The sequence below is a fragment of the Pseudolysinimonas sp. genome (genome assembly GCF_044239695.1).
Classification (GTDB): domain Bacteria; phylum Actinomycetota; class Actinomycetes; order Actinomycetales; family Microbacteriaceae; genus Pseudolysinimonas_A.
On sequence record NZ_JBIIAW010000001.1, the window covers coordinates 1 to 23,097 of the forward strand.

A 23,097-nucleotide genomic window follows, 5' to 3' on the forward strand; every position below is an offset into this window, starting at 1 on the left:
GACGACGGCTTCGGCGCCGAGCAGCCCGATCTTGGTGCCGCCGAAGCTGAGGATGTCGACGCCGGCGTCGACCGTGAACTCGCGGAACGGCACGCCGAGGGCTGCGGCCGCGTTCCAGATGCGGGCGCCGTCCATGTGCAGCGCCATGCCGTGCTCGTGCGCCCAGTCGGCGATCGCCCGCACCTCGGCCGGCGTGTAGAGCGTGCCGAGCTCGGTCGTCTGCGTGATGCTCACCGCGAGCGGCTGGGCGCGGTGCTCATCGCCCCAGCCCCACGCCTCGGTCGCGATGAGCTCCGGGGTGAGCTTGCCGTCGGGCGTCGGCACGACGAACAGCTTGATGCCGGTGACCTTCTCGGGCGCACCGCCCTCGTCGTTGTGGATGTGCGCGGTCTTCGCCGCGACGACGGCACCCCAGCGAGGGAGCAGCGATGTCAGCGCGACGACGTTCGCGCCCGTGCCGTTGAACACCGGGAAGACCTCGGCCTGCGCGCCGAACTGCTCGCGCATGACCTCCGCCAGGCGCGCGGTGTAGGCGTCCTCGCCGTACGACACCTGGTGGCCCTCGTTGGCGGCGGCCAGCGCGGCGAGCACCTCGGGATGGATGCCGGCGTAGTTGTCGGACGCGAAGCCGCGCCAAGCGGGATCGTGGAGCGGGGTCACGACCCCATCGTTGCAGAGCGGGCGCGGGTCGCGCGGCCCTTCATGATGCGGTAGATCGCCACCCCGGCGCCGATGAGCACGAGGGCGTCGTCGCCGAAGCCGAGCGGGCCGGCGAGGATCTCGGGGATCAGGTCGATCGGCGAGGCGCCGTAGAGCAGGGCGCCGAGCCCGATCAGCACCGCCTTGAGCGTCGAGTGATCCTTCTTCATGGATCCGACGCTAGACCCGGAGGATCACGAGCGCCTGGGAGTCGGCAGGCACCGGGTCAGGCCGCCCATTCCGCGAGCTTCGCGACGGTCGCCACCGGGTCGCCGCCCGCGACGCGCACCTGGAGGTCGGTGACCCCGGCGGCGCGGAAGGCCTCGATCCGCTCTCGCACGTACGACGCGGGGCCGACGAGGTTCGACGCCTCCAGCCACGCGACGGGGACCTTCGCCTCGGCGTCGCGCGGCCGTCCGGCGAGGTAGAGATCCTGGATCTCCTGAGCCTCCAGCTCGAACCCGTAGCTGCAGGCGAGGTCGAAGTAGAAGTTCTTGCCGCGGGCGCCCATGCCGCCGACGTAGAGCGCGTAGAGCGGGCGCAGGGAGTCGAGCGCGGCGGTCACGTCGTCGCCGATCGCGACGAGGCCTCCGGCACTGATCTCGAGCGGCGCGAGGTCGGACGGGCGGCGCGCCGCCCCGTCGGCGAGGGCCGAGCCCCAGACCTCGGCGGCCTTCTCCGGCACGAACAGGAACGGCAGCCAGCCGTCCGCGATCTCGGCGGCGAGGGCGACACTCTTCTGCCCGAGCGCGGCGAGCCAGATCGGCACCACGGGCCGCACCGGCCGGTTCAGCAGCTTGAGCGGCTTGCCGAGCCCGAGCCCCTGACCGGCGGGCAGCGGCAGGTCGTAGATGCCCGTGTGCACGAGGGGCTCGCGGCGCAGGCCCATCCGGATGATGTCCACGACCTCCCGCGTGCGTGCCAGCGGGCGATCGAACGGGATGCCGTGGAACCCTTCGATCACCTGCGGACCGGAGGCGCCGAGCCCGAGCACCGCCCGGCCCCCGGAGACGCTGTCGAGACCGGCGATGGTCTGCAACAGCGCCCCGGGGGTGCGCGAGTAGATGTTGAGGATGCCGGAGGCGATGCGGATCGTCTGCGTCTTCGCGGCGAGGTAGCCCATCAGTGTCGGGGCGTCGAAACCGTAGGGCTCGGCGACCCAGACGGTGTCGAGTCCGGCCTGCTCCAGCTCGGCGACGAGCGTCGCCGACTCGACGGGGTTGCCGGAGTAGTCCAGCGGCATCGAGAGCTTCACACCTCACATCATCGCGTGAGCGCTTCCTTCCACGACACCCGGGCGCCGAGCTTGAGCAGCGAGTTCTCGTAGATGCGCACCCCGACCGCGATGAGCCCGATCGTCGTGACGACGAGGATGCCGAGCGACAGCAGCGGCTCCCACCACTCGGCGGTGCCGAGGAAGAGCCGCAACGGCATCGCCACCGGCGCCGAGAACGGCACGTACGACATGATCGCGACGACGAGCGGGTTGTCGTTGAAGAAGATCACGGCGAAGTACGGCACCATGACCAGCATCATCACCGGCGTCGTCGTCGCGCCGATGTCCTCCTGGCGGGAGACCATCGCCCCCGTCGCCGCGAACAGCGACGCGAGCATCACGAATCCGATCACGAAGAAGACGACGAACCAGATGACCGCCGAGCCGAGGCCGACCAGGAGCGCATCCTGACCGGTGACGGTGAGCCCGACGATCGCCGTCGCGGCGATGAGCGCGATCTGGCCGAAGGCGAGCACCGAGGTGCCGACCACCTTGCCGGTGAACAGCACCCGCGTGGGCACGGCCGCGAGCAGGATCTCGATGACGCGGGTCTGTTTCTCCTCGACCACCGATTGCGCGATCGTCGGGCCGAAGTTCATCGCGGCGGCGAAGAACACGATGGCGAAGCCGAAGGCGACGAGGTAGGCGAGTCCCCCGGGGATCGCGTCGGGGTTCAGGAGCTCGACCGGCGGCGACTGGCTGAGCAGCATGATGAGGCCGCCCGGCTCGGAACTGTCGGCGATGATGCGCAGGCCGATCGGAGTCGAGTCGTCGGGCACGACGGCTGCTTCGACATCGCCGTCGCGGACCAGCTGTTCGGCATCTGCGACGCTGTCGACCGGCACCTCCTCGATCTGATCTCCGATCGACGCGACGAGAGAAGCGTCGGTCACCGCGACGCGCGGGTTCTCGGGGGTCGCGGCGGTGATCGAGCCGAAGATGATCCCGCCGAGCACGAGCGCCAGCAGGATGCCGGTGGAGATCAGGAACGACTTGCTGCGCAAACGCGTGCTGATCTCGCGCTGGGCGACGAGGCCGATGAGTCGCGTCGAGCCGGTGTTCAGAACGGGCGTGGTCACTGGACGACCTCCTTGAAGATCTGGGCGAGCGAGGGATGCTGGCGGGCGAACGTGAGCACGTCGCCCTTCGCGGTGGCGGCGCGCAGTACGGCCTGCACAGCGGCCTCGTCGGCGGCGTCGAAGAGCGCGTAGCCGCCGTCGAACTCCACGACGTCGATGCCGGGCTGCTCGCGCAGCCATGCGGTGTCGGCCGAGGCGAGCAGCTCGTAGCGCAGGGTCGCGTGCTGGGCCCGCAGATCGGTGCGCGGACCCGCCGCGCGGATGCGACCGTCCGCGATGATGACGAGGTCGTCGCAGAGCCGCTCGACGATGTCGAGCTGGTGGCTCGAGAACAGCACCGGGATGCCCGCCGCGGCGCGGTCCTGCAGCACCCCGACCACGACATCCACCGCCATCGGGTCGAGACCGGAGAACGGCTCGTCGAGCACCAGGACCGACGGCTCGTGCACGAGCGCTGCGGCGATCTGCGCGCGCTGCTGGTTGCCGAGCGACAGCTTCTCGATCGGCTCGTCGCGGCGCTCGCCGAGGCCGAGCTGGTCGAGCAGCGTGCCCGCGTTGCGGGTGGCGTCCGCCGAACTCAGGCCGTGCAGGCGGGCGAGGTAGACGAGCTGCTCCTGGAGCTTCATCTTCGGGTACAGGCCGCGTTCCTCGGGCATGTAGCCGAAGCGGCGGCGGCCCCCGGTATCGAGGACCGCACCGCCGAGGCTCACGGTGCCGCGGTCGGCCGCGAGCACGCCGAGGATGATGCGCATCGTCGTGGTCTTGCCGGCGCCGTTGCCGCCGACGAACCCGGTCATGCGACCCGGGTGCACGTCGAAGCTGACGTCGTCGAGCACCTGCCGGGTGCCGTAACGCTTGTCGAGGTTGCGGATCTCGAGCGCTGCGTTCGTGGTGGGCACAGTGCCTCCTTCTGTCTGCACCCACGCTACGGAGCGCGCGGGCGGCGCACCTCCCCCGAGCGGCCTCCCCCGTGAGGAGGAGACGGGTCAGGCTCCGGGAACCGCGAAGCCGGTCTCGTACGCGCGCACGACGGCCTGCACCCGGTCGCGCACGCCGAGCTTCAGCAGGATGCTGGAGACGTGGGTCTTCACGGTCGCCTCGCCGACGTGCAGCCCCGTCGCGATCTCGGCGTTGGAGAGTCCGCGGGCGACGAGGCGGAAGACCTCCTCCTCGCGCTCGGTGAGCGCATCGAGTTCGGCCGCGCGCGGCGCGGCGGTGACCCCGCCGAACCGTTCGATGACTCGTCGGGTCACCTCGGGGGCGAGAAGGGCGTCGCCGGCGGCGAGCACGCGCACGGCGTCGACGAGCTGCTCGGGGCTCGCGGTCTTCAGCAGGAACCCGCTCGCGCCCGCGTCGAGCGCCCGGAAGAGCGAGTCGTCGTCATCGAACGTCGTCAGCACGAGCACGGTGCCGGTCGCCTCGGGATCGGCGACGATGCGGCGCGTGGCGTCGAGTCCGTCGAGGACGGGCATCTGCACGTCCATGCAGATCACGTCGGGGCGCAGCTCGCGCGCGAGTTCGATCGCCCGGGCCCCGTCGCTCGCCTCGCCGACGACCTCGAGCCCCGGAACGCTGCCCAGGATGACGCGGAACCCCGTGCGCACGAGCTCCTGGTCGTCGACGAGCAGGATCCGGATGGCGGAGGTCATGCGCCCACCAGGGGCAGGCGCGCGCGCACGAGGTACCCGCCGCGCGATCGCGGACCGATCTCGAGGGAGCCGCCGGCGGTCGCGACGCGCTCCCGCATCCCGAGCTGACCGAGGCCGCCCGGGGCGCGCAGGCTCCGTGTCGTGCCGGTGTTGGCGACTTCGAGTTCGACCGCGTCGGGCAGGTAGCGCAGGCGCACCTCGGCCGCGGCGTCGGGTCCCGCGTGCTTGCGGGCGTTGGTGAGCGCCTCTTGCGCGATCCGGTAGACGTTGAGACTCAGGGCCGGCGGGAGCGGCCGGGGGTCGCCGACGATCTCGAGGTCGGTGGGCAGCCCGGCATCCTGGGAGGCCTGTACGAGCGCGGGAAGGGCGGTCACGCCGATGGTCGAGGCAGGCGACGTATCGACCGCGACCCCGGCATCCCGCAGCGTCGTCAGCAGCCCGCGCAGCTCGTCGATCGCCGACCGGGCGGTGTCCTCCACGTGCCGCAGTGCCTGACTCGCCGCCTCGGGATCGCTCGCGAGGGTCGACCGGGCGGCCCCGGCCTGGACGCCCATCACCGACACGTGGTGCGCGACCGAGTCGTGCAACTCGCGGGCGATGCGCACCCGGTCCAGCGCGACGGCCTGTTCGGCGAGACGCTCGCGTTCGAACTGCAGCTCCGCGGTGCGCTCGGCGAGGGTCTGACGCTCGAGCGCCGACGCCCAGGCGCGCTCGCCGTAGTAGTAGGCGCCCCCGAAATAGAGCAGGTTCGTGATGACCTGGATGAGGGCGAAGGCGACGTACGGCGAGAACGGCCCACCCGTCGTGTCCTGCTCACCGGAGACCGCGCCGATGTAGATGTACGCGAACAACCAGATGATCATCGCCGCGGTGATGACGAGCCGCACGATGTGCGCACGGGTGCGGTTCGCATCCCACGCGCCGACCGAGTAGAACGCCAGGAACAGCGCGATGTTGCCGACGAGCACTTCGGGCACCAGGAACGATCCGCCGACGAGGAACGTCGTCGCCACGACGAGGGCGGTCACGCTCGGGAACCGGCGCCGCCAGATCAGGGGGAGCGAGATTCCCATCGCGTACGGGAGCGCCGCCCAGCCCGGCGCCGGTTCCTCGAAGATGCCGGCGATGCGATAGAGCACCGAGCTGAGCATGATGCCGACGGCGAACGCGAGCGCGACGAGAAGGTCGGTGCGCAGCTCCCGGGGGCTCGGTGCCGGGCGCCGCTCGAGTGCGGTCACCCTGCGAGCCTACGGATGCGGTGCCGCAGACGCCTCCGTCCTCAGGCGGAGGCGGGTCTCGCCGGCGCGACGTACCCTCGTCTCGTCGTCGGGATTCGAGGAGCGTCGGGTGATCGGTCTGGCACGCGTCACCGGATCCCTCGCCCGACTGATCGGACGACCGGGAACCACGAGTTTCCGCGAGTTGGGCGCCGTAGTCGGGGAGGCGCTCGCCCTGCGAGCCACGGTCGCGCTGTCGACCGACGCGGAGATCCGGCATGCCGCCTCGTCCCGGACGGCTGCCGCCGATTCCGGAGTCGACCCGAGGGCCCTTGCGTTCATCGCCGAAGCCGCCCGCCGGAGCCTGGGCTTCGAGGTGCATCGCGAGCAGCTCCTCGGGGCCTGCGCGCTCATCGCCGGGCATGCCATCGAGATGGACACCGGCGAAGGGAAGACGCTCACCGGCGCGATCGCAGCGGCCTATCTCGCGCGCGGCGGGCGTCGTGTGCATGTGCTGTCGATCAACGACTTCCTGGCTGAACGGGACGCGACCTGGATGAGCGGGCTCTACCGCTCGCTGGGGGTCACGGTCGGCTGGATCTCGCAGGCGGCCACGCGCGCGCGCCGCGCGGACGTCTACGCGCGCGACGTCGTCTACGCCGCCGTCACCGAGGTGGGCTACGACGTGTTGCGCGACCGGTTCGCGATGACCGACGCCGAGCGGGTTTCGCCGGTGTTCGACACCGCCATCGTCGATGAGGCCGACGCCGTTCTCATCGACGAGGCGATGGCTCCCCTGGTGCTGGCCGGCACCCTCGAGCAGCGCTCCGGCGAGAGCCTCACGGGGGCACGCGCCGTCGAGTCCTTGGTGGAGGGCATCCACTATCTGATCGATGCCGACGGCGCGACCGTCTCGTTCACAGAGGCCGGTCTCGACCAGGTCGAGAATGCGCTCGGCGGCCTCGACCTGTACTCCGGCGAGAACACCGAAATGCTGACGGTCGTCAACCTCGCCCTGCAAGCACGCGCGCTCCTGCGCAGGGACGTGGACTACCTGGTCAGAGACGGCGCCATCCAGCTCATCAGCGCCAGTCGCGGCCGGGTCGCCCAGCTACAGAGGTGGCCGGACGGACTCCACGCGGCCGTCGAGGCGAAGGAGGGGCTGGCGATCAGCGCCCAGGGCATCGTGCTCGACACGATCACCATCCAGGATCTCGCGCTTCGCTACGACCGCCTCTCGGGCATGTCCGCAACGGTCGTCGCGGTCGCCGAGGATCTGCTCGAGTTCTTCCGCCTGCGCTCGGGCCCGATCCCGAGGCATCGGCCTCTCGTCCGCGTTGACCACCCGCCGGTCGTGTTCGACTCCGCGGCCGAGACGATGAGTGCCGTGGTCGCGGCGGTCGAGCGGGTGCATGCGACCGGTCAGCCCGTGCTGGTCGGCACGCAGAGCGTCGCTGAATCGGAAATCCTCGCGCGCCGTCTCCGCGAGAGGAACATCGATCCGCAGGTTCTCAACGCGAAGAACGACGCCGCCGAGGCTGCCGTCGTCAGTCAGGCGGGAGAGTACGGTGCCGTGACCATCTCGACCCAGATCTCGGGCCGCGGCACCGACATCGTGCTCGGCGGAGTCGACAGCGAGGATCGCGAACGCATCGTCGCCCTGGGCGGGCTCGCGGTCGTCGCCGTCGGCCGCTATCCCTCTCGTCGTCTCGACGCACAACTCCGCGGCCGGAGCGGTCGTCAGGGCGACCCGGGGTCGACCGCCGGCTTCAGCAGTCTCGACGACGAACTCCTCATCGCCCACCCCCCTGACCGCCTGCCGAAGAGAGGGAGCGAGGCTCGCGAGCGACTCTCACCCCGGCGACGGAGCGCCCTCCTGTCCTCCGCTCAGAGAGCCGCCGAGGCGTCCCGTCGGGAGCGTCATCGTTCGACCTGGGCGTTCACTCGCGCGATCGCCTGGCAACGGGAGTTCGTGCTGAGGCTCCGGGACGACATCGCCGCCACGGATGTCGCCGCCGAGCGGGTGAGGGAGGCGGCGCCCGATCTCTCCGCGCCTCTGTCGTCGGTTCCTGAGCGCGCGCTGCGGGACACCCTCCGACGCATCGCACTGCTGAGCTGCGACGAGCAGTGGACCGATCACCTCGGCGTCCTGCAGGAGCTGCGGGACGGCATCCACCTGCGCGCTCTCGCCGGTGAGGATCCGCTCGACGCGTTCCATACGCTCGCCCTCGCCGAGTTCGACGGATGGGAGGCGCGGATGTACGCGTCGGTGCTCGCCGCCGTCCGAGCGATGTCGGCGGACGACCTGAGGCGCGGGGTGCTTCCCGAGACGATCCGCCTGCCATCGGCGACGTGGACGTACATGGTGTCGGACAACCCGCTGGGAGACGCCATGTCGCGCGCGGCCCGAAGCCGCGGGCGCCGCACCTGATCAGGCGGCGGTGGAGGCTCCCGTGATGCCCTTCGTCGACTCGATCACGTCGCCCATCTTCTTGCTCAGGGCCTCGTAGAACATCGACAACGGGAACTCGTCGTCGAGCACGGCATCCGTCATGCCCTTCGGCGCGCCCGAGAGGACCTCGTCGGGCAGGCCGCGGGCCCAGGCGGATGCGGGATGCGGGTCGAGCACGCCGCGCACGAGTTCGTAGGCCGCGAGCCAGTGGGCGATCTTCGGGCGGTCGATGCTGCGCCAGTACAGGTCGTCGATCGCGTCCGACAGGGCGACCACGGCATCCGGTACCTCGGCCCAGTCGAGCGCGAGGGCGGTGTCGGTCCAGTGCAGCACGTTCTTCTGGTGCAGCCAGGCGAAGAGCAACTGCCCGCCGAGGCCGTCGTAGTTGCGGGTGCGGTCGCCGGTCAGCGGGAAGCGGAACATCCGGTCGAACAGGATCGCGTATTGCGCGAGCTGGGCGTGCTCGCGGGTGACGGCGTCGGTGTCGTCGGCGCGGACGAGGTCGACCGCGGCGCGGAACGCGGTGAGGTCGCAGCGCAGCTCCTCGAGCGAGTAGAGGAAGTAGGGCATCCGTTGCTTGATCATGAACGGGTCGAACGGCAGGTCGCCGCGCATGTGCGTGCGGTCGTGGATGAGGTCCCACAGCACGAAGGTCTCCTCGGCGAGACGCTGATCCTCGAGCAGCCGCGCGGCGTCGTCGGGCAGCTCGAGGCGGGTGACTTCCGCGGCGCGACGGGTCACCGAGCGGAAGCGCGCGGCCTCGCGGTCGGCGAAGATCGCGCCCCAGGTGAACGCCGGGATCGCCCGCATCGCGACGGTTTCCGGAAACAGCACCGCGGAGTTGGTGTCGTAGCCGGGCGTGAAGTCGAGGAACCGGATCGGCACGAACAGCGCGTTCGTGTAGGTCTGCTCGAGTGCGGCGATGAACTCGGGCCAGACGACCTCGACGAGCACGGCCTCGACGAGACGGTCGGCGCTGCCGTTTTGCGTGTACATCGGGAAGACCACGAGGTGCCGCAGGCCGTTCTCGCGGTGCGACTCGGGGTGGAAGGCGACGAGGGAGTCGTAGAAGTCGGGAACCCCGAATCCGCTCGCCTCCCACTTCTCGACGTCGGAGCGTGTCGCTTTCAGGTAATCGGCGTCATGCGGGAACAGCGGGGCGAGTTCAGCGATGCCCGTCCTGATCCGCGCACAGTAGTGGGAAGCGTCGGCGTGGTCGGTGGCATCCGGGATGCTGCCGTCGTGCACCTGGAGAGGGCGGAGTGCGACGACCGCGGCCTTGAGGTCGAGCCAGGCGGGAGACGTCGCGACGTCCTGGGCGGCAAGGGCGATCGTCATGCTTCGAGCCTAGGAACCGGGGTTCCGGAAAGGGTTGCGAACGGCGCATGATCGTTGCGTGGAAACATCTCCGACGGCCCAGAGCGTGCGTGCGGCGCTCGCCGAGGTCGCGAATCCTGCGGACGCGGCCCAGTTGCAGCGCTACTTCAAGACGGGACCGGGCGAGTACGGCGAGGGCGACGTCTTCCTCGGCGTGCGTGTTCCGGCGGTGCGCGCCATCGTGACGCGCTTCCGCGGACTGCCCGTCGACGAGATCGATGCCCTGCTCGATGACGAGGTGCATGAGCACCGGCTCGCCGGACTGCTGCTGCTCGTCGCCGCCGCGCCGAAGCAGCCAGAACTCGTCGCCGAGCGTTACCTCGCGGCGGTGCGGCGCGGGCGCGTGGACAACTGGGACCTCGTCGACCTCAGCGCTCCGGAGGCCCTCGGGGAGGCGCTCGTCGACGGCGACAGGGGAGTGCTCGACGACCTCGCGGCATCCCCGGTGCTCTGGGAACGCCGGGTCGCGGTTCTCGCGACGTTCGCCTTCATCCGCCGCGGCGACGCCTCGACCACGCTCGCGCTCGCGGCTCGATTGCTGCAGGATCGCGAAGACCTCATGCACAAAGCGGTCGGCTGGATGCTGCGCGAGGTCGGCAAACGCGTGTCGCGAGACGCGCTGCTCGGCTTCCTCGACGCGCACGCCGCGCGGATGCCGCGCACGATGCTGTCGTACGCGACCGAGCACCTGACGCCCGAGCAGCGGGTGGCGTACCGCGCCCTACGCTGAGGGGATGGTCGGCGTCCTCATCGGGTTCGCGATCATCGGAGTGGTCATCGGCCTGGGTTACCTCATCGGGCGGAGCGGGATGCTCGGCCCGCACGCCGACTTCCCCCTCAGCCGGCTGGCGTTCTTCGTGCTCACGCCGGCGCTGGTCTTCACGGTGCTCGCCGAGGCCGACCTGCCCCGACTGTTCTCGACGCAACTCCCGATCGCGGGACTCGCGGCGGTCGCGAGCTTCGCGGTCGCCGTCGTGTTCTCGATCCTGCGGCGCCGCACGGTCGCCGAGACGACGATCGCCGCCCTCGGGGCCGGCTACGTGAACGGCAACAACATCGGCATCCCGGTCTCGGTCTACGTGCTCGGCGACGCGTCGGCGTCGATCCCGGTGGTGCTGCTCCAGATGATCGTCTTCGCCCCGGTTGCGTTGACGATCCTCGATCTGGCCACGAGCGGCAGCCCCTCCCTCGGGCGCGTCCTGCTGCAACCCGTCCGCAACCCGTTGATCATCGCGTCGCTGCTCGGGGTCGCCGTCGCCGCCTCCGGGCTGGAGATCCCCGAGCCGGTGCTGGCCCCCATCCATCTCATCGCCGGCGCGGCGATTCCGGTGATCCTGCTGAATTTCGGGATGTCGCTGCACGGGCGACGTGTTCTCGCGGCCGAGTCGCCGCGCGCCGACATCCTCGTCGTCACCGCGATCAAGGTCGCCGTGATGCCGGTCGTGGCCTGGCTGCTCGCGTGGCTGGTGTTCGGGCTCGAGGGCTCGGCGTTGTTCGCCGCGGTCGCGCTCGCGACGCTTCCGTCCGCCCAGAACGTGTTCAACTACGCGCAGCGCTACGCGGTGGCGGAACCGCTCGCGCGCGACGTCGTGCTGGTGACGAGCGCCCTCTCGGTGCCGGCGCTGTTCGTGGTCGCGGCGCTGCTCGCGCCGACCTAGGCGGAGTGATCGGGGCCGGGCACCTGCCTGGTGTACATCCCGAACGTCGCGTCGGCCGCGGCCTTCGCCGTCGCGGGCTCGACGCCGTCGGCCGTGTGAGCCTGCGCCCAGGCGTCGGCCGAGCCGCGGAAGAAGGCGATCCCCTCGCCGCTCGCGGTCCACGCCGCGGCGTCGAACTCGTCGCGGAACTCCGGGTGCGCGAGGTGCAGCGCGAGGCCGAGCAGTCCGGAGTCCCAGCCCATCCCGGTGCCCGCCGGACCGAACTGCTCCCACATGCCGGGCGGCAGGATGTCGGCCGCGGCGACGTGCTCGAGTTCGAGGTGGGTGCTCTCTCCGGCCGCGACGAGTCGCACCGTCACGAAGGTCTCGGTGCCCGGGCCCATGCCCCACGACACCCGGAACGACGCGGCGCCGTCGGTGGGCGGCTCGCAGGCGAGCACCTCACCGCCGGCGTTGCCCTCGAACTGGTAGTGCCCGCCGAGCTTCAGGTCGCCCGTCATCGGCAGGAACCAGCGGCCGACCCGCTCGCGGGTGGTGAGGGCATCCCAGACGTCGTCGATCGGCGACGGGTAGGTCTGGCCGAGTGTCTGCACGTAGGAGGTGACGCCGTCGACGTCGGTCGTGCGGATGCCGCGGTCGACGGCTCCGAGCTGGGCGGCGATGTCCACCATGGGTTACTCCTTGTCGTCGTTCTCTTCAGAGGTGTCGGCGGCCTCGGCGAGACGCCGCTCGCGCCGGCCGCGGGCGAGCTCGGTGCCGAGAGCGTCGAGCTTCGGCTGCCAGAAGCGGCGGAACTCCGCGAACCAGGCGTCGGCCGCCGCGAGCGGGGCGGGGTCGAGGGCGTAGAGCCGTCGGGTGCCGTCGGGGCGCACGGTCGCGAAGCCCGACTCGCGGAGCACGCGGAGGTGCTGCGACACGGCGGGCTGGGTGATCCCGAACTCGTGCTGGATGACGCGCCCGAGGTCGCCCGCCGGCGTCTCGCCCGCGGCGAGCAGCTCGAGGAGTCGCCGGCGGACCGGATCTCCGAGGACGTCGAGTGCGTGCACGCCCCGATTAAATCAGCCCCTACTTATATAAGTCAAGTCTGATCCAGTTGGGCCGCCGTTTGCGTAAGGGGCCGCGAGATTCTGGCAGGCGCGATTCGCAGACGGCGGCCCAACGCGATCAGAAGATCATCGGGCGGTCGTCGTCGTCCTCGATCGGGTGCAGGTCGAGGTCGACGACGACGGGCACGTGATCGGAGGGTGCGTCGCCCTTGCGCTCGTCGCGGTGGATCGCCGCCCCGGTGACCGCGGCGGCGAAGGACGGCGAGCCGAGCACGAAGTCGATCCGCAGGCCCTCGTTGCGCGGGAAGCGCAGCTGCTTGTAGTCCCAGTAGGTGTAGCCGGTCGGCACGAGGGGGCGCACGACGTCGGTGAGGCCGGCATCCAGCAGCTTCTCGAAGGCGAGACGCTCGGGCGGCGAGATGTGCGTCGAGAGTCCTGGGATGAGCGAGGGGTCGCCGACATCCCCGTCGAGCGGCGCGATGTTGAAGTCACCCGTCAGCGCGAACGGCAGGTCCGACGCGGCCCAGGATTCCGTGGCGGCGGTCAGCCGCGCGAGCCAGTCGAGCTTGTAGACGTAATGCGGGTCGTCGAGCCCCCGGCCGTTCGGCACGTAGAGCGACCACACCCGGACGCCCCCGGTCGTCGCCCCGATCGCACGGGCCTCCTGCGGCAGGTCGGGACCCTCCGCACCCTTGAGGAACCCCGGCATCCCAGGGAAGCCCACCTCGACGTCCTCGAGCGGATGCCGGCTCGCGATCGCGACCCCGTTCCACTGGTTGAGCCCGTGCAGGGCGACCTCGTAGCCGGCGTCTTCGAACGCCTGCAGCGGGAACTGCGCCCCCGTGCACTTGATCTCCTGCATCGCCAGCACGTCGACGCTCTCGCGCTGGAGCCAGTCGGTGACGCGAGCCACCCGGCTGCGGACGGAGTTCACGTTCCAGGTCGCGAGGCGCATGACCATAGTCTTATCGGTGTGACCGACGCCCGGGACAAGCTCATCCAGTTCATCAAGGACGACGCGGTCTTCCACGGCGACTTCACCCTGACCAGCGGCAAGAAGGCGACGTATTACATCGACCTCCGCCGGGTCAGCCTCGACGGGCGCGTCGCCCCGCTGATCGGCGAGGTGATGGCCGACCTGATCGCGGACATCCCGGATGTCTACGCCGTCGGCGGCCTCACGATGGGCGCCGACCCGATCGCGGCCGCCGTGCTGCACCGGGGCGCGGCGATCGGGCGCGGGTATCACGCGTTCGTCGTGCGCAAAGAGCCGAAGGACCACGGCCGCGGACGTCAGGTCGAGGGCCCCGACCTCGCGGGCAAGCGCGTCGTCGTGGTCGAGGACACCTCCACGACGGGCGGGTCACCCCTGAAGGCGATCGAGGCGCTGCTGGAGGTGGGCGCCGAGATCGTGGCCGTCGCCGTGGTGGTCGACCGCGACACCGGTGCGCAGGAGATCATCGAAGCCGCCGGGTATCCGTACTACGCGGCGATCTCGCTGCAGGACCTCGGGCTCGCGAAGCAATGAACCCCGACACCGGCGAGGATGCCGAGGACTGGTTCGCGAAGTTCGAGCGCGAGGCCCGCGAGGCCGCGCAGAAGCGCGAGCAGGATCCGGATGCGGCCGCCCCCGCGGCATCCTCTCCCCCTCCCGTGGGGCCCCAGATCGCGAACCCCTTCGACGCGCCGCCCGCCGCACCCCCGGCCCAGACGACCTACCCGTCGGCGTGGGATGTTCCGACGCAGGCCGTTCCCCGGCAGGATCCCGAGGCCACGCAGGCGATGCCGACGCAGCCCGACGAGCCGACGCAGGCTCTCGTGCCGGCCCCGCTGCGCCCGCCCGGGGAGCCGGAGCCCGGGTCGGCGCTCGACTCCCTCTTCGGCGACAGCGCCTTCCGCGAGTACGAGTCGACGCTCGGCCCCGATCCGAGCAACGCGCCGTTCCAGAACCGCGGTCGCTCGAAGGAGCTTGTGCACGTGCCCGGCGAGGGCACCCCGCCGCCGCCGCGCGGCTTCGGGCGACCGCAGAAGATCCTCGCCGGCGTCGGCGGCGGACTGCTCGCGATCATTGCGATCATCGGCCTGTTCCTACTCGGCACGCGGCTGCCCGACCTCCTCGGCCCGGCCCCGGCCGTCGCCACTCCGACTCCCACCCCGACGCCGACCTTGACGGCGCTGCCGATCGGGCCGGTCGAACCCGGCACCTACGACTGGGACGAGCTGCTCGGCGGCGAGTGCCTCGAACCGTACGACTCCGTGGCGGGCGCCTGGGGCGAGGAGTACACCGTCGTCGACTGCGCCGAGCCGCACGCCGCGCAGATGGTGTTCCGCGCCTGGTTCCCCGCCGAGGTCGACCCGCTCGACCCCGAGGCGGAGCCGGAGCGACCCGACTTCCCGGGTGTCGAGGAGCTCGCCGCGCAGATCTCGCTGCTGTGCTCCGCGCCCGGCGTGGTGAACCTCGCCGCCGCGGGCGCCTACAGCGATGTGCAGATCCAGGGCTCGTATCCCGTGACCGAGGAGCAGTGGGATGCCGACCCCTCGTACTACTGCTTCGTCAGCCGCTCCTCGGGCGAACCCCTGACCGGCAGCGTCGCGATCCCCCAGGTGGCGCCGGTCGTGGAGCAGCCCGCCCCGTAGCGGGTTGAGTGCCGAGCGCGCAGCGCTCGGTGTATCGAAACCCCCGTTCCGGGTTACTCGGGGTGGGTTTCGATACACCCGCTCCGCGGGCACTCAACCCGCGGTCGAGACCACTCGTGCGTCGGGCAGCCGGGCGCGCATGACGGCGATCGCGTCGGGGCTGGAGTCCACGAGCAGGGAGCGGCGTCCGAGGGCGGCGGCGACGGCTCCGGTCGTTCCCGACCCGGCGAACAGGTCGAGCACCGCATCCCCCGGAGCGCTCGAGGCCTGCACGATGCGGCGCAGGATGCCCTCCGGCTTCTGGGTCGCGTATCCGGTGCGCTCGCGGCCGTTGGTGGGCACGATCGTGTGCCACCAGACATCCGTCGGCAGTTTGCCGCGTTCCGCCTTCTCGGGCGTGACGAGTCCCGGCGCCATGTACGGCTCCCGGTCGACGGTCGCGGAATCGAAGTAGTACCGGTCGGGATCCTTCACGTAGACCAGGATCGTGTCGTGCTTCGACGGCCAGCGCCGCGTCGACTTGCCGCCGTAGTCGTACGCCCAGATGATCTCGTTGAGGAAGCACTCCCGCCCGAACAGTCGGTCGAGGGCGACCTTCGCGTAGTGGGCTTCGCGGTAGTCGAGGTGCAGATAGAGGGTGCCGGTGGCATCCAGCAGTCGCCGCGCCTCGACGAGCCGGGGTTCCAGAAAGGCCCAGTAGTCGTCGAACGTGTCGGCGTAGTGCGACACCGATCCCAGCTCGGAGACGTAGGTGCGCCCGCCGAAGCCCACGCGCCCCTCCCCGCTGTCGGTGCGGGTCACCGTGGTGCGCTGCCGGCGTTGCGTCTTGCCGGTGTTGAAGGGCGGATCGAGGTAGATCAGCTGGAACGCGCCGTCGGGCAGCGTCTGCGCGACCTCGAGGTTGTCGCCGTGGACGATCGTGTCGGGGTCGCCGGGACTCCAGATCACTCCAGCAGCTCGTGCACGCCCGCGAGGATCTCGTCGGGCCGGAACGGGTACTTCTCGATCTCGGTCTGATCGGCGATGCCGGTGAGCACGAGCACGGTGTGCAGCCCCGCCTCGATCCCGGCGACGATGTCGGTGTCCATGCGGTCGCCGATCATCGCGGTCGACTCGCTGTGCGCGCCGATGCGGTTCATCGCCGAGCGGAACATCATCGGGTTGGGCTTGCCGACGACGTAGGGCTCCTTGCCGGTGGCCTTCGAGATGAGGGCGGTGACCGCGCCCGTCGCGGGCAGCACGCCGTCCGCGGAAGGCCCGGTGGCATCCGGGTTCGTCGCGATGAACCGCGACCCGTTGTTGATGAGCCGGATGGCGCGGGTGATCGCCTCGAACGAGTAGTTGCGGGTCTCGCCCACGACGACGTAGTCGGGGGCGGTCTCGGTGAGGATGAAGCCGACCTCGTGCAGCGCGTTCGTCATCCCCGACTCGCCGATGACGAACGCCGACCCGCCCGGGATCTGCGAGGCGCAGAAGTCGGCGGTGGCGAGAGCCGAGGTCCAGATGCGGTCCTCGGGCACGTGGAGGCCCGACGCCCGGAGACGGGCCGCGAGGTCGCGCGGGGTGAAGATCGAGTTGTTGGTGAGCACGAGGAACGGGGTGTCGGAGTCCGTCCACTGCTTGATGAGGTCGGCAGCCCCCGGCAGCGGGGTGTTCTCGTGGACGAGCACCCCGTCCATGTCGGTGAGCCAGGATCGGATCTCGCTGCGGTCGCGCATGTCACGATGGTACGGACACCCGGGATGCCGTGGGCGAATCGCGGTGGGCGGCTACCATCGGCGGCATGCCCGTCGTCCTGATCACCGGAGCCGCGCGAGCCGACAGCATCGCTGCCGGCGTGGTGCCCCGTCTGGTGGCCGAGGGCTACACGGTGGTCACGAGCGACCTGCGGGATGCCGACTACCCGTGCGATCTCGCCGACCCCGCCGCGCCGGGCGAACTGATCGACTCGGTCGTCGCGGACCACGGCCCGATCGAGGCCCTCGTGCTGAGTCACGCGCACGACGTGCTGTCGGGAGTGCTCGACACGACGGCCGAGAGCCTCGACCGGCACTTCGCCGTCAACGCCCGTGCGTCGCTCCTGCTGATCGCAGCGTTCGCGCGGCAGGCGGTCGACGGGGGTGTCGTCGTCGCCTTCACGAGCGACCACACGACGGGCAACCTCCCCTACGGCGCCTCCAAGGGTGCGCTCGACCGGATCGTGATCTCCGCGGCGCGAGAGCTGGGCCCCGCCGGGATCTCGGCGAACGTCGTCAACCCGGGGCCGATCGACACCGGCTGGATGGACGACCCGACCCGCACCGCACTCCTGCCGGACCATCCGCTCGGGCGCCTCGGCACCCCGGCGGACATCGCCGGCATCGTGGCGTTCCTCCTCTCTCCCGCGGGGCGGTGGGTCTCGGGTCAGCTGATCCACACCGACGGCGGGTTCTCCGCCCGCTTCTGACCTGACTAGGGTCGGTCGCGTGACGGACGAGCCGGGATCCGAGCGACCGATCGGCGTCGGGCCGTGGCCCGGCGGCCGCGAGGCGTGGCCCGCCGACGACCGGTACGACCCGGAGCTGCTCGAGCACGGCGACGCACGCAACGTCGTCGACGACTACCGGTACTGGTCGATGGACGCGATCGTCGCCGACCTCGACACCCGCCGCCGCGGCTTCCACGTCGCGATCGAGAACTGGCAGCACGACTCCAACATCGGCTCGATCGTGCGCACCGCGAACGCGTTCCTCGCCGCCGAGGTGCACATCGTCGGCCGCCGCCGCTGGAACCGACGGGGCGCCATGGTGACCGACCGCTACCAGCACATCCGCGAGCATCCGTCGGTCGATGATCTGGTGACCTGGGCGCGCGAGCAGGGCCTGCCGATCGTCGCGGTGGACAACGTCGAAGGCTCCGTCGACGTGCGGGACGCCGACATCCCGGAGCGCTGCGTGCTGCTGTTCGGGCAGGAGGGTCCGGGGCTCACGGGCGAGGCGCTCGCCGCCGCCGATGTCGTCGTGGAGATCGCTCAGGCGGGGTCGACCCGCTCGATCAACGCGGGTGCGGCGGCGGCGATCGTGATGCACGAATGGGTGCGGAGGCACGCGCCCCGTTAGGCTGGGGTGTAATCCCTCCGTTATCGAATCAGGGAGTCCCCGCATGCCCGCACTCGTGATCGTCGGCGCCCAGTGGGGTGACGAAGGCAAGGGCAAGGCCACCGACCTGCTCAGCAGCCGGCTCGACTACGTGGTCAAGTTCAACGGCGGCAACAACGCCGGCCACACGGTCGTCATCGGCGACGAGAAGTACGCGCTGCACCTGCTGCCGTCCGGCATCCTCACCCCCGGGGTGACGCCGGTCATCGCCAACGGCGTCGTCGTCGACATCGACGTGCTGTTCGAGGAGCTCGACGCCCTCACCGCCCGCGGCCTCGACGTGTCGAAGCTGCTCGTCAGTGCGAACGCGCACGTGATCACCTCGTACCACCGCACCCTCGACAAGGTGACGGAGCGCTTCCTCGGCAAGCGGCAGATCGGCACGACCGGCCGCGGCATCGGTCCGGCGTACGCCGACAAGATCAACCGGGTCGGCATCCGCATCCAGGATCTGTTCGACGAGAACATCCTGCGCCAGAAGGTCGAAGGCGCCCTCGACCAGAAGAACCACCTGCTGGTGAAGGTCTACAACCGCCGAGCGATCGCCGTGAACGAGGTCGTCGACGAGCTGCTCAAGCACGCCGAGCGGCTGCGCCCGATGGTCGCCGACACGTCGCTGCTGTTGCACCAGGCGCTCGAAGCCGGCAAGACCGTGCTGTTCGAGGGCGGCCAGGCGACGATGCTGGATGTCGACCACGGCACCTACCCGTTCGTCACCTCGTCGTCGGCGACGGCCGGCGGTGCGGCGACCGGGTCGGGCATCGGCCCGGCGCGGCTCGAGCGCATCATCGGCATCGTCAAGGCGTACACGACGCGCGTCGGGTCGGGTCCGTTCCCGACCGAGCTGTTCGACGAGAACGGCGACTTCCTGCGCGCCACCGGGCACGAGTTCGGGACGACGACCGGCCGTCCCCGCCGGGTCGGCTGGTACGACGCCCCGATCGCCCGGTACGCGGCGCGCATCAACGGCGTCACCGACTTCGTGCTCACCAAGCTCGACGTGCTCACCGGCTTGCCGACGATCCCGGTCTGCGTCGCCTACGACGTCGACGGGGTCAGGTTCGACGAACTGCCGGTCAACCAGAGCGACTTCCACCACGCCACCCCGATCTACGAGGAGTTCCCGGGCTGGACCGAGGACCTCACCGGCGTGCGCACGTTCGAGGATCTGCCGAAGACGGCGCAGGAGTACGTGCTCGCGCTCGAGGCGATGTCGGGGTCGCGCATCTCGGCGATCGGCGTGGGCCCCGCCCGCGACGCGATCGTCGTGCGGCACGACCTGATCGGATAGTCACGATGCCTCTCGAGACCCGGGAGTTCCGCCGCCGCGCGGCGAGGGAGTTCGCGGCCGTCTCGGTGCTCGTCTACGTGGTGGCCTGCGCGGTGCTCGTGGTCCCCGGATTCTTCCTGGCGACCGGGGTGCAGGCGGTCGGCGCGAGTCTCGGCTGGTGGGCGGGTGACCCCGACGCCCAAGGCGGCGAGGAGCTCGTCGGCACCGCCGTCGGGATCGGGTCGGCGCTGCTCGTGCTCGGGGTCGCCGCCGTCGTGATGCGCGCGCTCGGACGCCGGTACCTCATGCCCGCGCGGTTGGCGGTGGTGGTCGGCAGCGCCGTGGTGCTGGTCGGCCTCGTGACCCTCAGCGTCGTGGTCGTGCTGCTCGGCTGAGCAGCACGATGCGCCCGGTGTCGACGCGCATCGCGAGCTCTTCGTCGAGGCTCGCGATCGCGACGGCGATCCGGCCGTCGGTCGGGTGCACGGCCACGTCGTAACAGCCGGCCGGACCGGCGCCGGGTCCGTCGGCGATCGGCTCGGCCCGGTAGAGCGTCTCGACTTCGTCGCCACGCAGGCGCGCGACAGCAGCCGCGAAGGCGAGGGCGACGAGGATGTCGTCGCCGTCCAGCGCCAGCCCGTCCGGTCCGCTCCCGTCCGGCAGCTCGATGCTGTCGAGGGACGTCGACGCGTCGGAACTCAGCACGCTCACCCGATCGGCGAAGGTCTCCGCGACGACGAGGGCGCCGTCGCTGCGCCGCTCGCAGCCGTTGGGGAAGACCAGGTCGGTCCCGGTCTCGGTCACGGTGCCGTCGGGATCGACCCGCAGCAGCCGGGAGGCGCGCGGCTCCTCGCCCTCGGGATCGAAACCGTAGCCGCCGACCCACGCGGTGCCGTCGGCATCCACGTGCAGGTCGTTGGCGGGGTGTCCGAACCACGGGGCGAGATCGGCGTGCACGCTCACGGCCGCCGATCCGCCGGTTCCGGTCACCCGCAGCAACCGCCGGTCGAGGCAGTCGACGACCAGGAGATCCCCGTCGGGCAGCCAGCCGAGTCCGCCCGGCATCTCGGGCCCGCCGTGGTCGAGGTCGAGCACGGTCTCGGCAGCGGTCTCGGGAACCCAGCGCACCACCCGGCCGCGGAACATATCGCTGAACCACACGGCGCCGTCGCGCCAGCGCAGGGCTTCCGGGAATCCGAGCCCCGCCAGCTCGACCGTCGCGCTCATCAGAACGTCATGGTGAGGCCGCCGTCGACGGTCAGCACCTGCCCGGTGATGTAGGTGTTCTCTCGGGCCGCGAGGAAGGCGACGGCGTGGGCGACCTCCGCGGGGGTCGCGGCCCTGCCCAGGGGAAGCTTGCCGCCCTCGACGTAGGTGGCGCGGAACTCGTCGGTGTCGGTCTCGTCGCGCCCGTCGGGCAGCAGGCTCATCCTCGTGCGGACGAAGCCCGGCGCCACCGCGTTCGCGAGCACCCCGTACCGGGCCAGATCGAGGGCGGCCGAGCGGGTGGCGGCTTCGAGTCCGGCTTTCGACACGTCATAGGCCAAGCTCGCGGCCTGAGCCTGTCGGGCGTGGACGCTCGTGATGGTGACGATGCGACCGAATCCGCGCTCCCTCATCCCCGCCGTGACCAGTCGCATCAGGTCGAGTGGAGCGTCGAGGTTGACCGCCCAGACCGGGCGCCAGTCGTCGAAGCCGCTGTCGTGGATGCTGCCCTCCCGATAGACGCCGGCGACGGCGACGAGCACGTCGATGCTCCCGAGCGCGCCGAGCGCCTCCGCCACGGCGGCGGCCCGCGCGGCGGGGTCGGCGAGGTCGGCGACGAGGATGCCGTCCCCCGGTTCGCGGTCGATCCCGACGACGCGGTCGCCGCGATCGCGCAATGCCGCGGCCACGGCGGCCCCGATCCCGTTGGCGGCTCCGGTGACGAGGGCGTTCAGACCGGTCATGCGACTCCCTCCGCGAAGCGGACCTCGAGCGCGGCCTCCCAGGCCAGACTCTCGCCGGGGGCGAGTGTCTGGGCGTCACCGTGCGCGGTGCCCGCCCCGTGCGGCACCGACGACGGCTCGATGCCGAGCGCGACGACGTCGCCGTTCCACGGAGGCTCGGTCGAGACCCCGAGCTCCTCCCAGAGCAGGGCGTGGGGTAGTCCGTGCCAGGCGACGACGACCTCGACGTGGTCGCCCGTCGCGGTGACCCGGCGAACATCGACAAGCCCCGCGACCCGCGCGGGGGTCGCGACATCGACGATGTCCCAGCGCTCCGCGCGCTCGCCCGGCCAGGGCACGGGAATCCCGTCGGGCACCCCGGAGTAGTCGAGGGGCTGAAGCGCGCCGGCGTTCGTGGCCAGCTCCAGCGGGGCAGTGAGCACGTCACCGCCGAGGACGAGGTGCTCCGCGACGAGCACCTGGCGCGCGGCCGGGCCGTCGTTGCGCAGCAGCGTGCGGACCGTCAGCCGACCGTTGCCGAGCACGATGGCGCGCTCGGCAACGAGGTCGGCATCCCGCCATGACAGCGCGACGTGCGCCTCCGAACTCTCGACGACGGCCCACCGCGCCTGGGACGCCGCGCCGTGGAAGCCCTGTCGCGGGTCGGTGGGGTCGGGCTGCCCGGCGCTCGGCAGGCACACCTGCCAGCCGCCGCGCCACCGCGCCACCCAGGTCTGCTCGTCGGGTGCGGGCTCGGGCTCGGCCGTGACCGACGAGGCCCAGGGGGTCGCGGCGAGGAACGGCCGGCCGCCGAGGCGTGCGTCGACGATGACTCCGCCCTCCGCCGGCAGCACCGTCGCGGTCAGGCCGCCGGCGGCGAGGGCGAGAGGGGCGTCAGCGCGCGCCGGCATCGCGCGATCCGCCGAGTGCCTTGATGAGCGCGCTCTTGCCGTCGAGCACGACCCGCAGCATCGCTTCCGCCGCGGCTTCGCCGCTCCCGCGGTCGATCGCGTGGTAGACGGCGGCGTGGGTCTCGGCATCGACCCGGAGGTCCTCGTCGGACGCGGCTTGCTGCACGTTGAACGACGCGTACATGAAGTCGGCGACGACCGAGCCGAACTGCCGCAGCAGCACGTTGTGGGAGGCGGCGTAGACCGCGAGGTGGAAGTCGACGTCGGCGTGCGCGTACTCCTCGCGGTCGCCCGGGTGGCGGTTCATCGATTGGAGCGCATCATCCATGCGGCGCAGGTCGTCCATCGACGCCCGTCCCGCGGCGAGACGCGCGGCGGCCGGTTCGAGGATCTGGCGCACCTCGACGAGATTGCGCATGATGACGTCGCCGCGTCCGACTTCGGTGTGCCAGCGCAGGATGTCGGAGTCGAACACGTTCCAGGCCTCGGTCGGGCGCACGCGCGTTCCGATCTTCTGGCGGATGTCGACGAGACCCTTCGCCGCGAGCACCCTCATGCCCTCGCGCACCGACGTGCGGGAGACGCCGTACTCGATCGTGAGCTCGGCCTCCTTGGGAAGCAATTCTCCCGTGCTGTACGTGCCGCCGACGATCTGACGCCCGATGCCGTCGATGACCTTCGCCTGGAGCCCGCGCATCGCGTACCCGGAGCCGCGCTCGCTGTTGCGTTCCGCATCGGCAGCGATGTCGGCCACGGCTGCT

At 70.9% G+C, this 23,097-nt stretch carries 26 protein-coding genes; 9 read left to right on the forward strand and 17 right to left on the reverse strand.

Going from position 1 to position 23,097, the window contains the following annotated elements; genetic code table 11:
* The 7 genes from ACILQS_RS00005 to ACILQS_RS00035 all read right to left on the reverse strand — a co-directional run.
* Positions 1 to 660, reverse strand: a 660-nt coding sequence (locus tag ACILQS_RS00005; RefSeq protein WP_395638036.1) for a threonine aldolase family protein, incomplete at its 3' end; no start/stop codon positions are given.
* A complete protein-coding gene (locus tag ACILQS_RS00010) occupies positions 657 to 869 on the reverse strand; it encodes a DUF1232 domain-containing protein (protein WP_395638037.1) in 213 nt (70 codons plus the stop codon). The genes ACILQS_RS00010 and ACILQS_RS00005, both read right to left, overlap by 4 nt.
* A 56-nt stretch (positions 870 to 925) precedes the next feature.
* Entirely contained in the window at positions 926 to 1,954 is a 1,029-nt protein-coding gene (locus tag ACILQS_RS00015; RefSeq protein ID WP_395638038.1) for an LLM class F420-dependent oxidoreductase, read from the reverse strand.
* A gap of 8 nt (positions 1,955 to 1,962) precedes the next feature.
* Positions 1,963 to 3,054, reverse strand: coding sequence for an ABC transporter permease (locus ACILQS_RS00020; protein WP_395638039.1), 1,092 nt, complete (start codon positions 3,052 to 3,054; stop codon positions 1,963 to 1,965).
* On the reverse strand, positions 3,051 to 3,953 hold the full coding sequence (locus ACILQS_RS00025; protein WP_395638040.1) for an ABC transporter ATP-binding protein: 903 nt from the start codon (positions 3,951 to 3,953) through the stop codon (positions 3,051 to 3,053). Before ACILQS_RS00025 ends, ACILQS_RS00020 begins: the two co-directional genes overlap by 4 nt.
* An 87-nt stretch (positions 3,954 to 4,040) precedes the next feature.
* On the reverse strand, positions 4,041 to 4,703 hold the full coding sequence (locus ACILQS_RS00030; RefSeq protein WP_395638041.1) for a response regulator: 663 nt from the start codon (positions 4,701 to 4,703) through the stop codon (positions 4,041 to 4,043).
* Entirely contained in the window at positions 4,700 to 5,941 is a 1,242-nt protein-coding gene (locus tag ACILQS_RS00035) for a sensor histidine kinase (protein ID WP_395638042.1), read from the reverse strand. Before ACILQS_RS00035 ends, ACILQS_RS00030 begins: the two co-directional genes overlap by 4 nt.
* Before the next feature lie 109 nt (positions 5,942 to 6,050).
* On the opposite strand from ACILQS_RS00035, the gene secA2 reads away from it, so the two are divergent.
* Positions 6,051 to 8,351, forward strand: coding sequence for an accessory Sec system translocase SecA2 (secA2, locus tag ACILQS_RS00040; RefSeq protein WP_395638043.1), 2,301 nt, complete (start codon positions 6,051 to 6,053; stop codon positions 8,349 to 8,351).
* On the opposite strand, the gene ACILQS_RS00045 is transcribed toward secA2, so the two are convergent.
* On the reverse strand, positions 8,352 to 9,710 hold the full coding sequence (locus tag ACILQS_RS00045; protein ID WP_395638044.1) for a DUF6421 family protein: 1,359 nt from the start codon (positions 9,708 to 9,710) through the stop codon (positions 8,352 to 8,354). It abuts the gene before it with no gap.
* 58 nt (positions 9,711 to 9,768) lie between these two features.
* Between ACILQS_RS00045 and ACILQS_RS00050 the strand changes: the two genes are divergently transcribed.
* A complete protein-coding gene (locus tag ACILQS_RS00050) occupies positions 9,769 to 10,479 on the forward strand; it encodes a DNA alkylation repair protein (RefSeq protein WP_395638045.1) in 711 nt (236 codons plus the stop codon).
* Between the two features lie 4 nt (positions 10,480 to 10,483).
* A complete protein-coding gene (locus ACILQS_RS00055; RefSeq protein ID WP_395638046.1) occupies positions 10,484 to 11,407 on the forward strand; it encodes an AEC family transporter in 924 nt (307 codons plus the stop codon).
* Here ACILQS_RS00055 and ACILQS_RS00060 read toward each other — a convergent pair.
* The 3 genes from ACILQS_RS00060 to ACILQS_RS00070 all read right to left on the reverse strand — a co-directional run bounded on the left by ACILQS_RS00060 (position 11,404) and on the right by ACILQS_RS00070 (position 13,408).
* Complete coding sequence (locus tag ACILQS_RS00060) at positions 11,404 to 12,078, reverse strand: SRPBCC domain-containing protein (protein ID WP_395638047.1); 675 nt, start codon at positions 12,076 to 12,078, stop codon at positions 11,404 to 11,406. The genes ACILQS_RS00055 and ACILQS_RS00060 overlap by 4 nt on opposite strands.
* A gap of 3 nt (positions 12,079 to 12,081) precedes the next feature.
* Positions 12,082 to 12,453, reverse strand: a complete 372-nt coding sequence (locus tag ACILQS_RS00065; protein ID WP_395638048.1) for an ArsR/SmtB family transcription factor — start codon at positions 12,451 to 12,453, stop codon at positions 12,082 to 12,084.
* Positions 12,454 to 12,571: 118 nt separating this feature from the next.
* Positions 12,572 to 13,408: an exodeoxyribonuclease III gene (locus tag ACILQS_RS00070; protein ID WP_395638049.1), complete on the reverse strand. Its 837-nt coding sequence runs from the start codon at positions 13,406 to 13,408 to the stop codon at positions 12,572 to 12,574.
* Between the two features lie 18 nt (positions 13,409 to 13,426).
* Between ACILQS_RS00070 and pyrE the strand changes: the two genes are divergently transcribed.
* The gene (gene pyrE / locus ACILQS_RS00075; RefSeq protein ID WP_395638050.1) at positions 13,427 to 13,981 is read left to right on the forward strand and encodes an orotate phosphoribosyltransferase; all 555 of its coding nucleotides are present in this window, start codon (positions 13,427 to 13,429) and stop codon (positions 13,979 to 13,981) included.
* Positions 13,978 to 15,090 carry a hypothetical protein gene (locus ACILQS_RS00080; protein WP_395638051.1) on the forward strand — a complete coding sequence of 371 codons (1,113 nt, stop codon included), beginning with the start codon at positions 13,978 to 13,980 and terminating at the stop codon, positions 15,088 to 15,090. Before pyrE ends, ACILQS_RS00080 begins: the two co-directional genes overlap by 4 nt.
* A gap of 93 nt (positions 15,091 to 15,183) precedes the next feature.
* Here the strand turns inward: ACILQS_RS00080 and ACILQS_RS00085 are convergent, their stop codons facing one another.
* Complete coding sequence (locus ACILQS_RS00085; protein ID WP_395638052.1) at positions 15,184 to 16,038, reverse strand: DNA-methyltransferase; 855 nt, start codon at positions 16,036 to 16,038, stop codon at positions 15,184 to 15,186.
* Complete coding sequence (locus ACILQS_RS00090) at positions 16,035 to 16,808, reverse strand: HAD-IIA family hydrolase (RefSeq protein ID WP_395638053.1); 774 nt, start codon at positions 16,806 to 16,808, stop codon at positions 16,035 to 16,037. Before ACILQS_RS00090 ends, ACILQS_RS00085 begins: the two co-directional genes overlap by 4 nt.
* A 65-nt stretch (positions 16,809 to 16,873) precedes the next feature.
* Between ACILQS_RS00090 and ACILQS_RS00095 the strand changes: the two genes are divergently transcribed.
* From ACILQS_RS00095 to ACILQS_RS00110, 4 genes are read left to right on the forward strand one after another with little or no spacing between them, the layout of a single operon-like run.
* Positions 16,874 to 17,536, forward strand: coding sequence for an SDR family oxidoreductase (locus tag ACILQS_RS00095; RefSeq protein ID WP_395638054.1), 663 nt, complete (start codon positions 16,874 to 16,876; stop codon positions 17,534 to 17,536).
* 19 nt (positions 17,537 to 17,555) lie between these two features.
* Positions 17,556 to 18,188, forward strand: a complete 633-nt coding sequence (locus ACILQS_RS00100; RefSeq protein ID WP_395638055.1) for a TrmH family RNA methyltransferase — start codon at positions 17,556 to 17,558, stop codon at positions 18,186 to 18,188.
* Positions 18,189 to 18,231: 43 nt separating this feature from the next.
* A complete protein-coding gene (locus ACILQS_RS00105; protein WP_395638056.1) occupies positions 18,232 to 19,518 on the forward strand; it encodes an adenylosuccinate synthase in 1,287 nt (428 codons plus the stop codon).
* A gap of 5 nt (positions 19,519 to 19,523) precedes the next feature.
* Positions 19,524 to 19,892, forward strand: coding sequence for a hypothetical protein (locus ACILQS_RS00110; protein ID WP_395638057.1), 369 nt, complete (start codon positions 19,524 to 19,526; stop codon positions 19,890 to 19,892).
* Here the strand turns inward: ACILQS_RS00110 and ACILQS_RS00115 are convergent.
* Genes ACILQS_RS00115 through ACILQS_RS00130 form a run of 4 tightly spaced genes read right to left on the reverse strand, consistent with a single transcriptional unit; the run spans position 19,864 to position 23,090 of the window.
* Entirely contained in the window at positions 19,864 to 20,724 is an 861-nt protein-coding gene (locus tag ACILQS_RS00115; protein WP_395638058.1) for an SMP-30/gluconolactonase/LRE family protein, read from the reverse strand. The two genes, ACILQS_RS00110 and ACILQS_RS00115, sit on opposite strands and share 29 nt — an antisense overlap.
* Positions 20,724 to 21,446: an SDR family NAD(P)-dependent oxidoreductase gene (locus tag ACILQS_RS00120; RefSeq protein ID WP_395638059.1), complete on the reverse strand. Its 723-nt coding sequence runs from the start codon at positions 21,444 to 21,446 to the stop codon at positions 20,724 to 20,726. Before ACILQS_RS00120 ends, ACILQS_RS00115 begins: the two co-directional genes overlap by 1 nt.
* Positions 21,443 to 22,336 (reverse strand): hypothetical protein, encoded by an 894-nt coding sequence (locus tag ACILQS_RS00125; protein ID WP_395638060.1) that lies wholly within the window; start codon positions 22,334 to 22,336, stop codon positions 21,443 to 21,445. Before ACILQS_RS00125 ends, ACILQS_RS00120 begins: the two co-directional genes overlap by 4 nt.
* Positions 22,320 to 23,090, reverse strand: a complete 771-nt coding sequence (locus tag ACILQS_RS00130; RefSeq protein ID WP_395638061.1) for a FadR/GntR family transcriptional regulator — start codon at positions 23,088 to 23,090, stop codon at positions 22,320 to 22,322. Before ACILQS_RS00130 ends, ACILQS_RS00125 begins: the two co-directional genes overlap by 17 nt.
* Positions 23,091 to 23,097 lie beyond the last annotated feature (7 nt).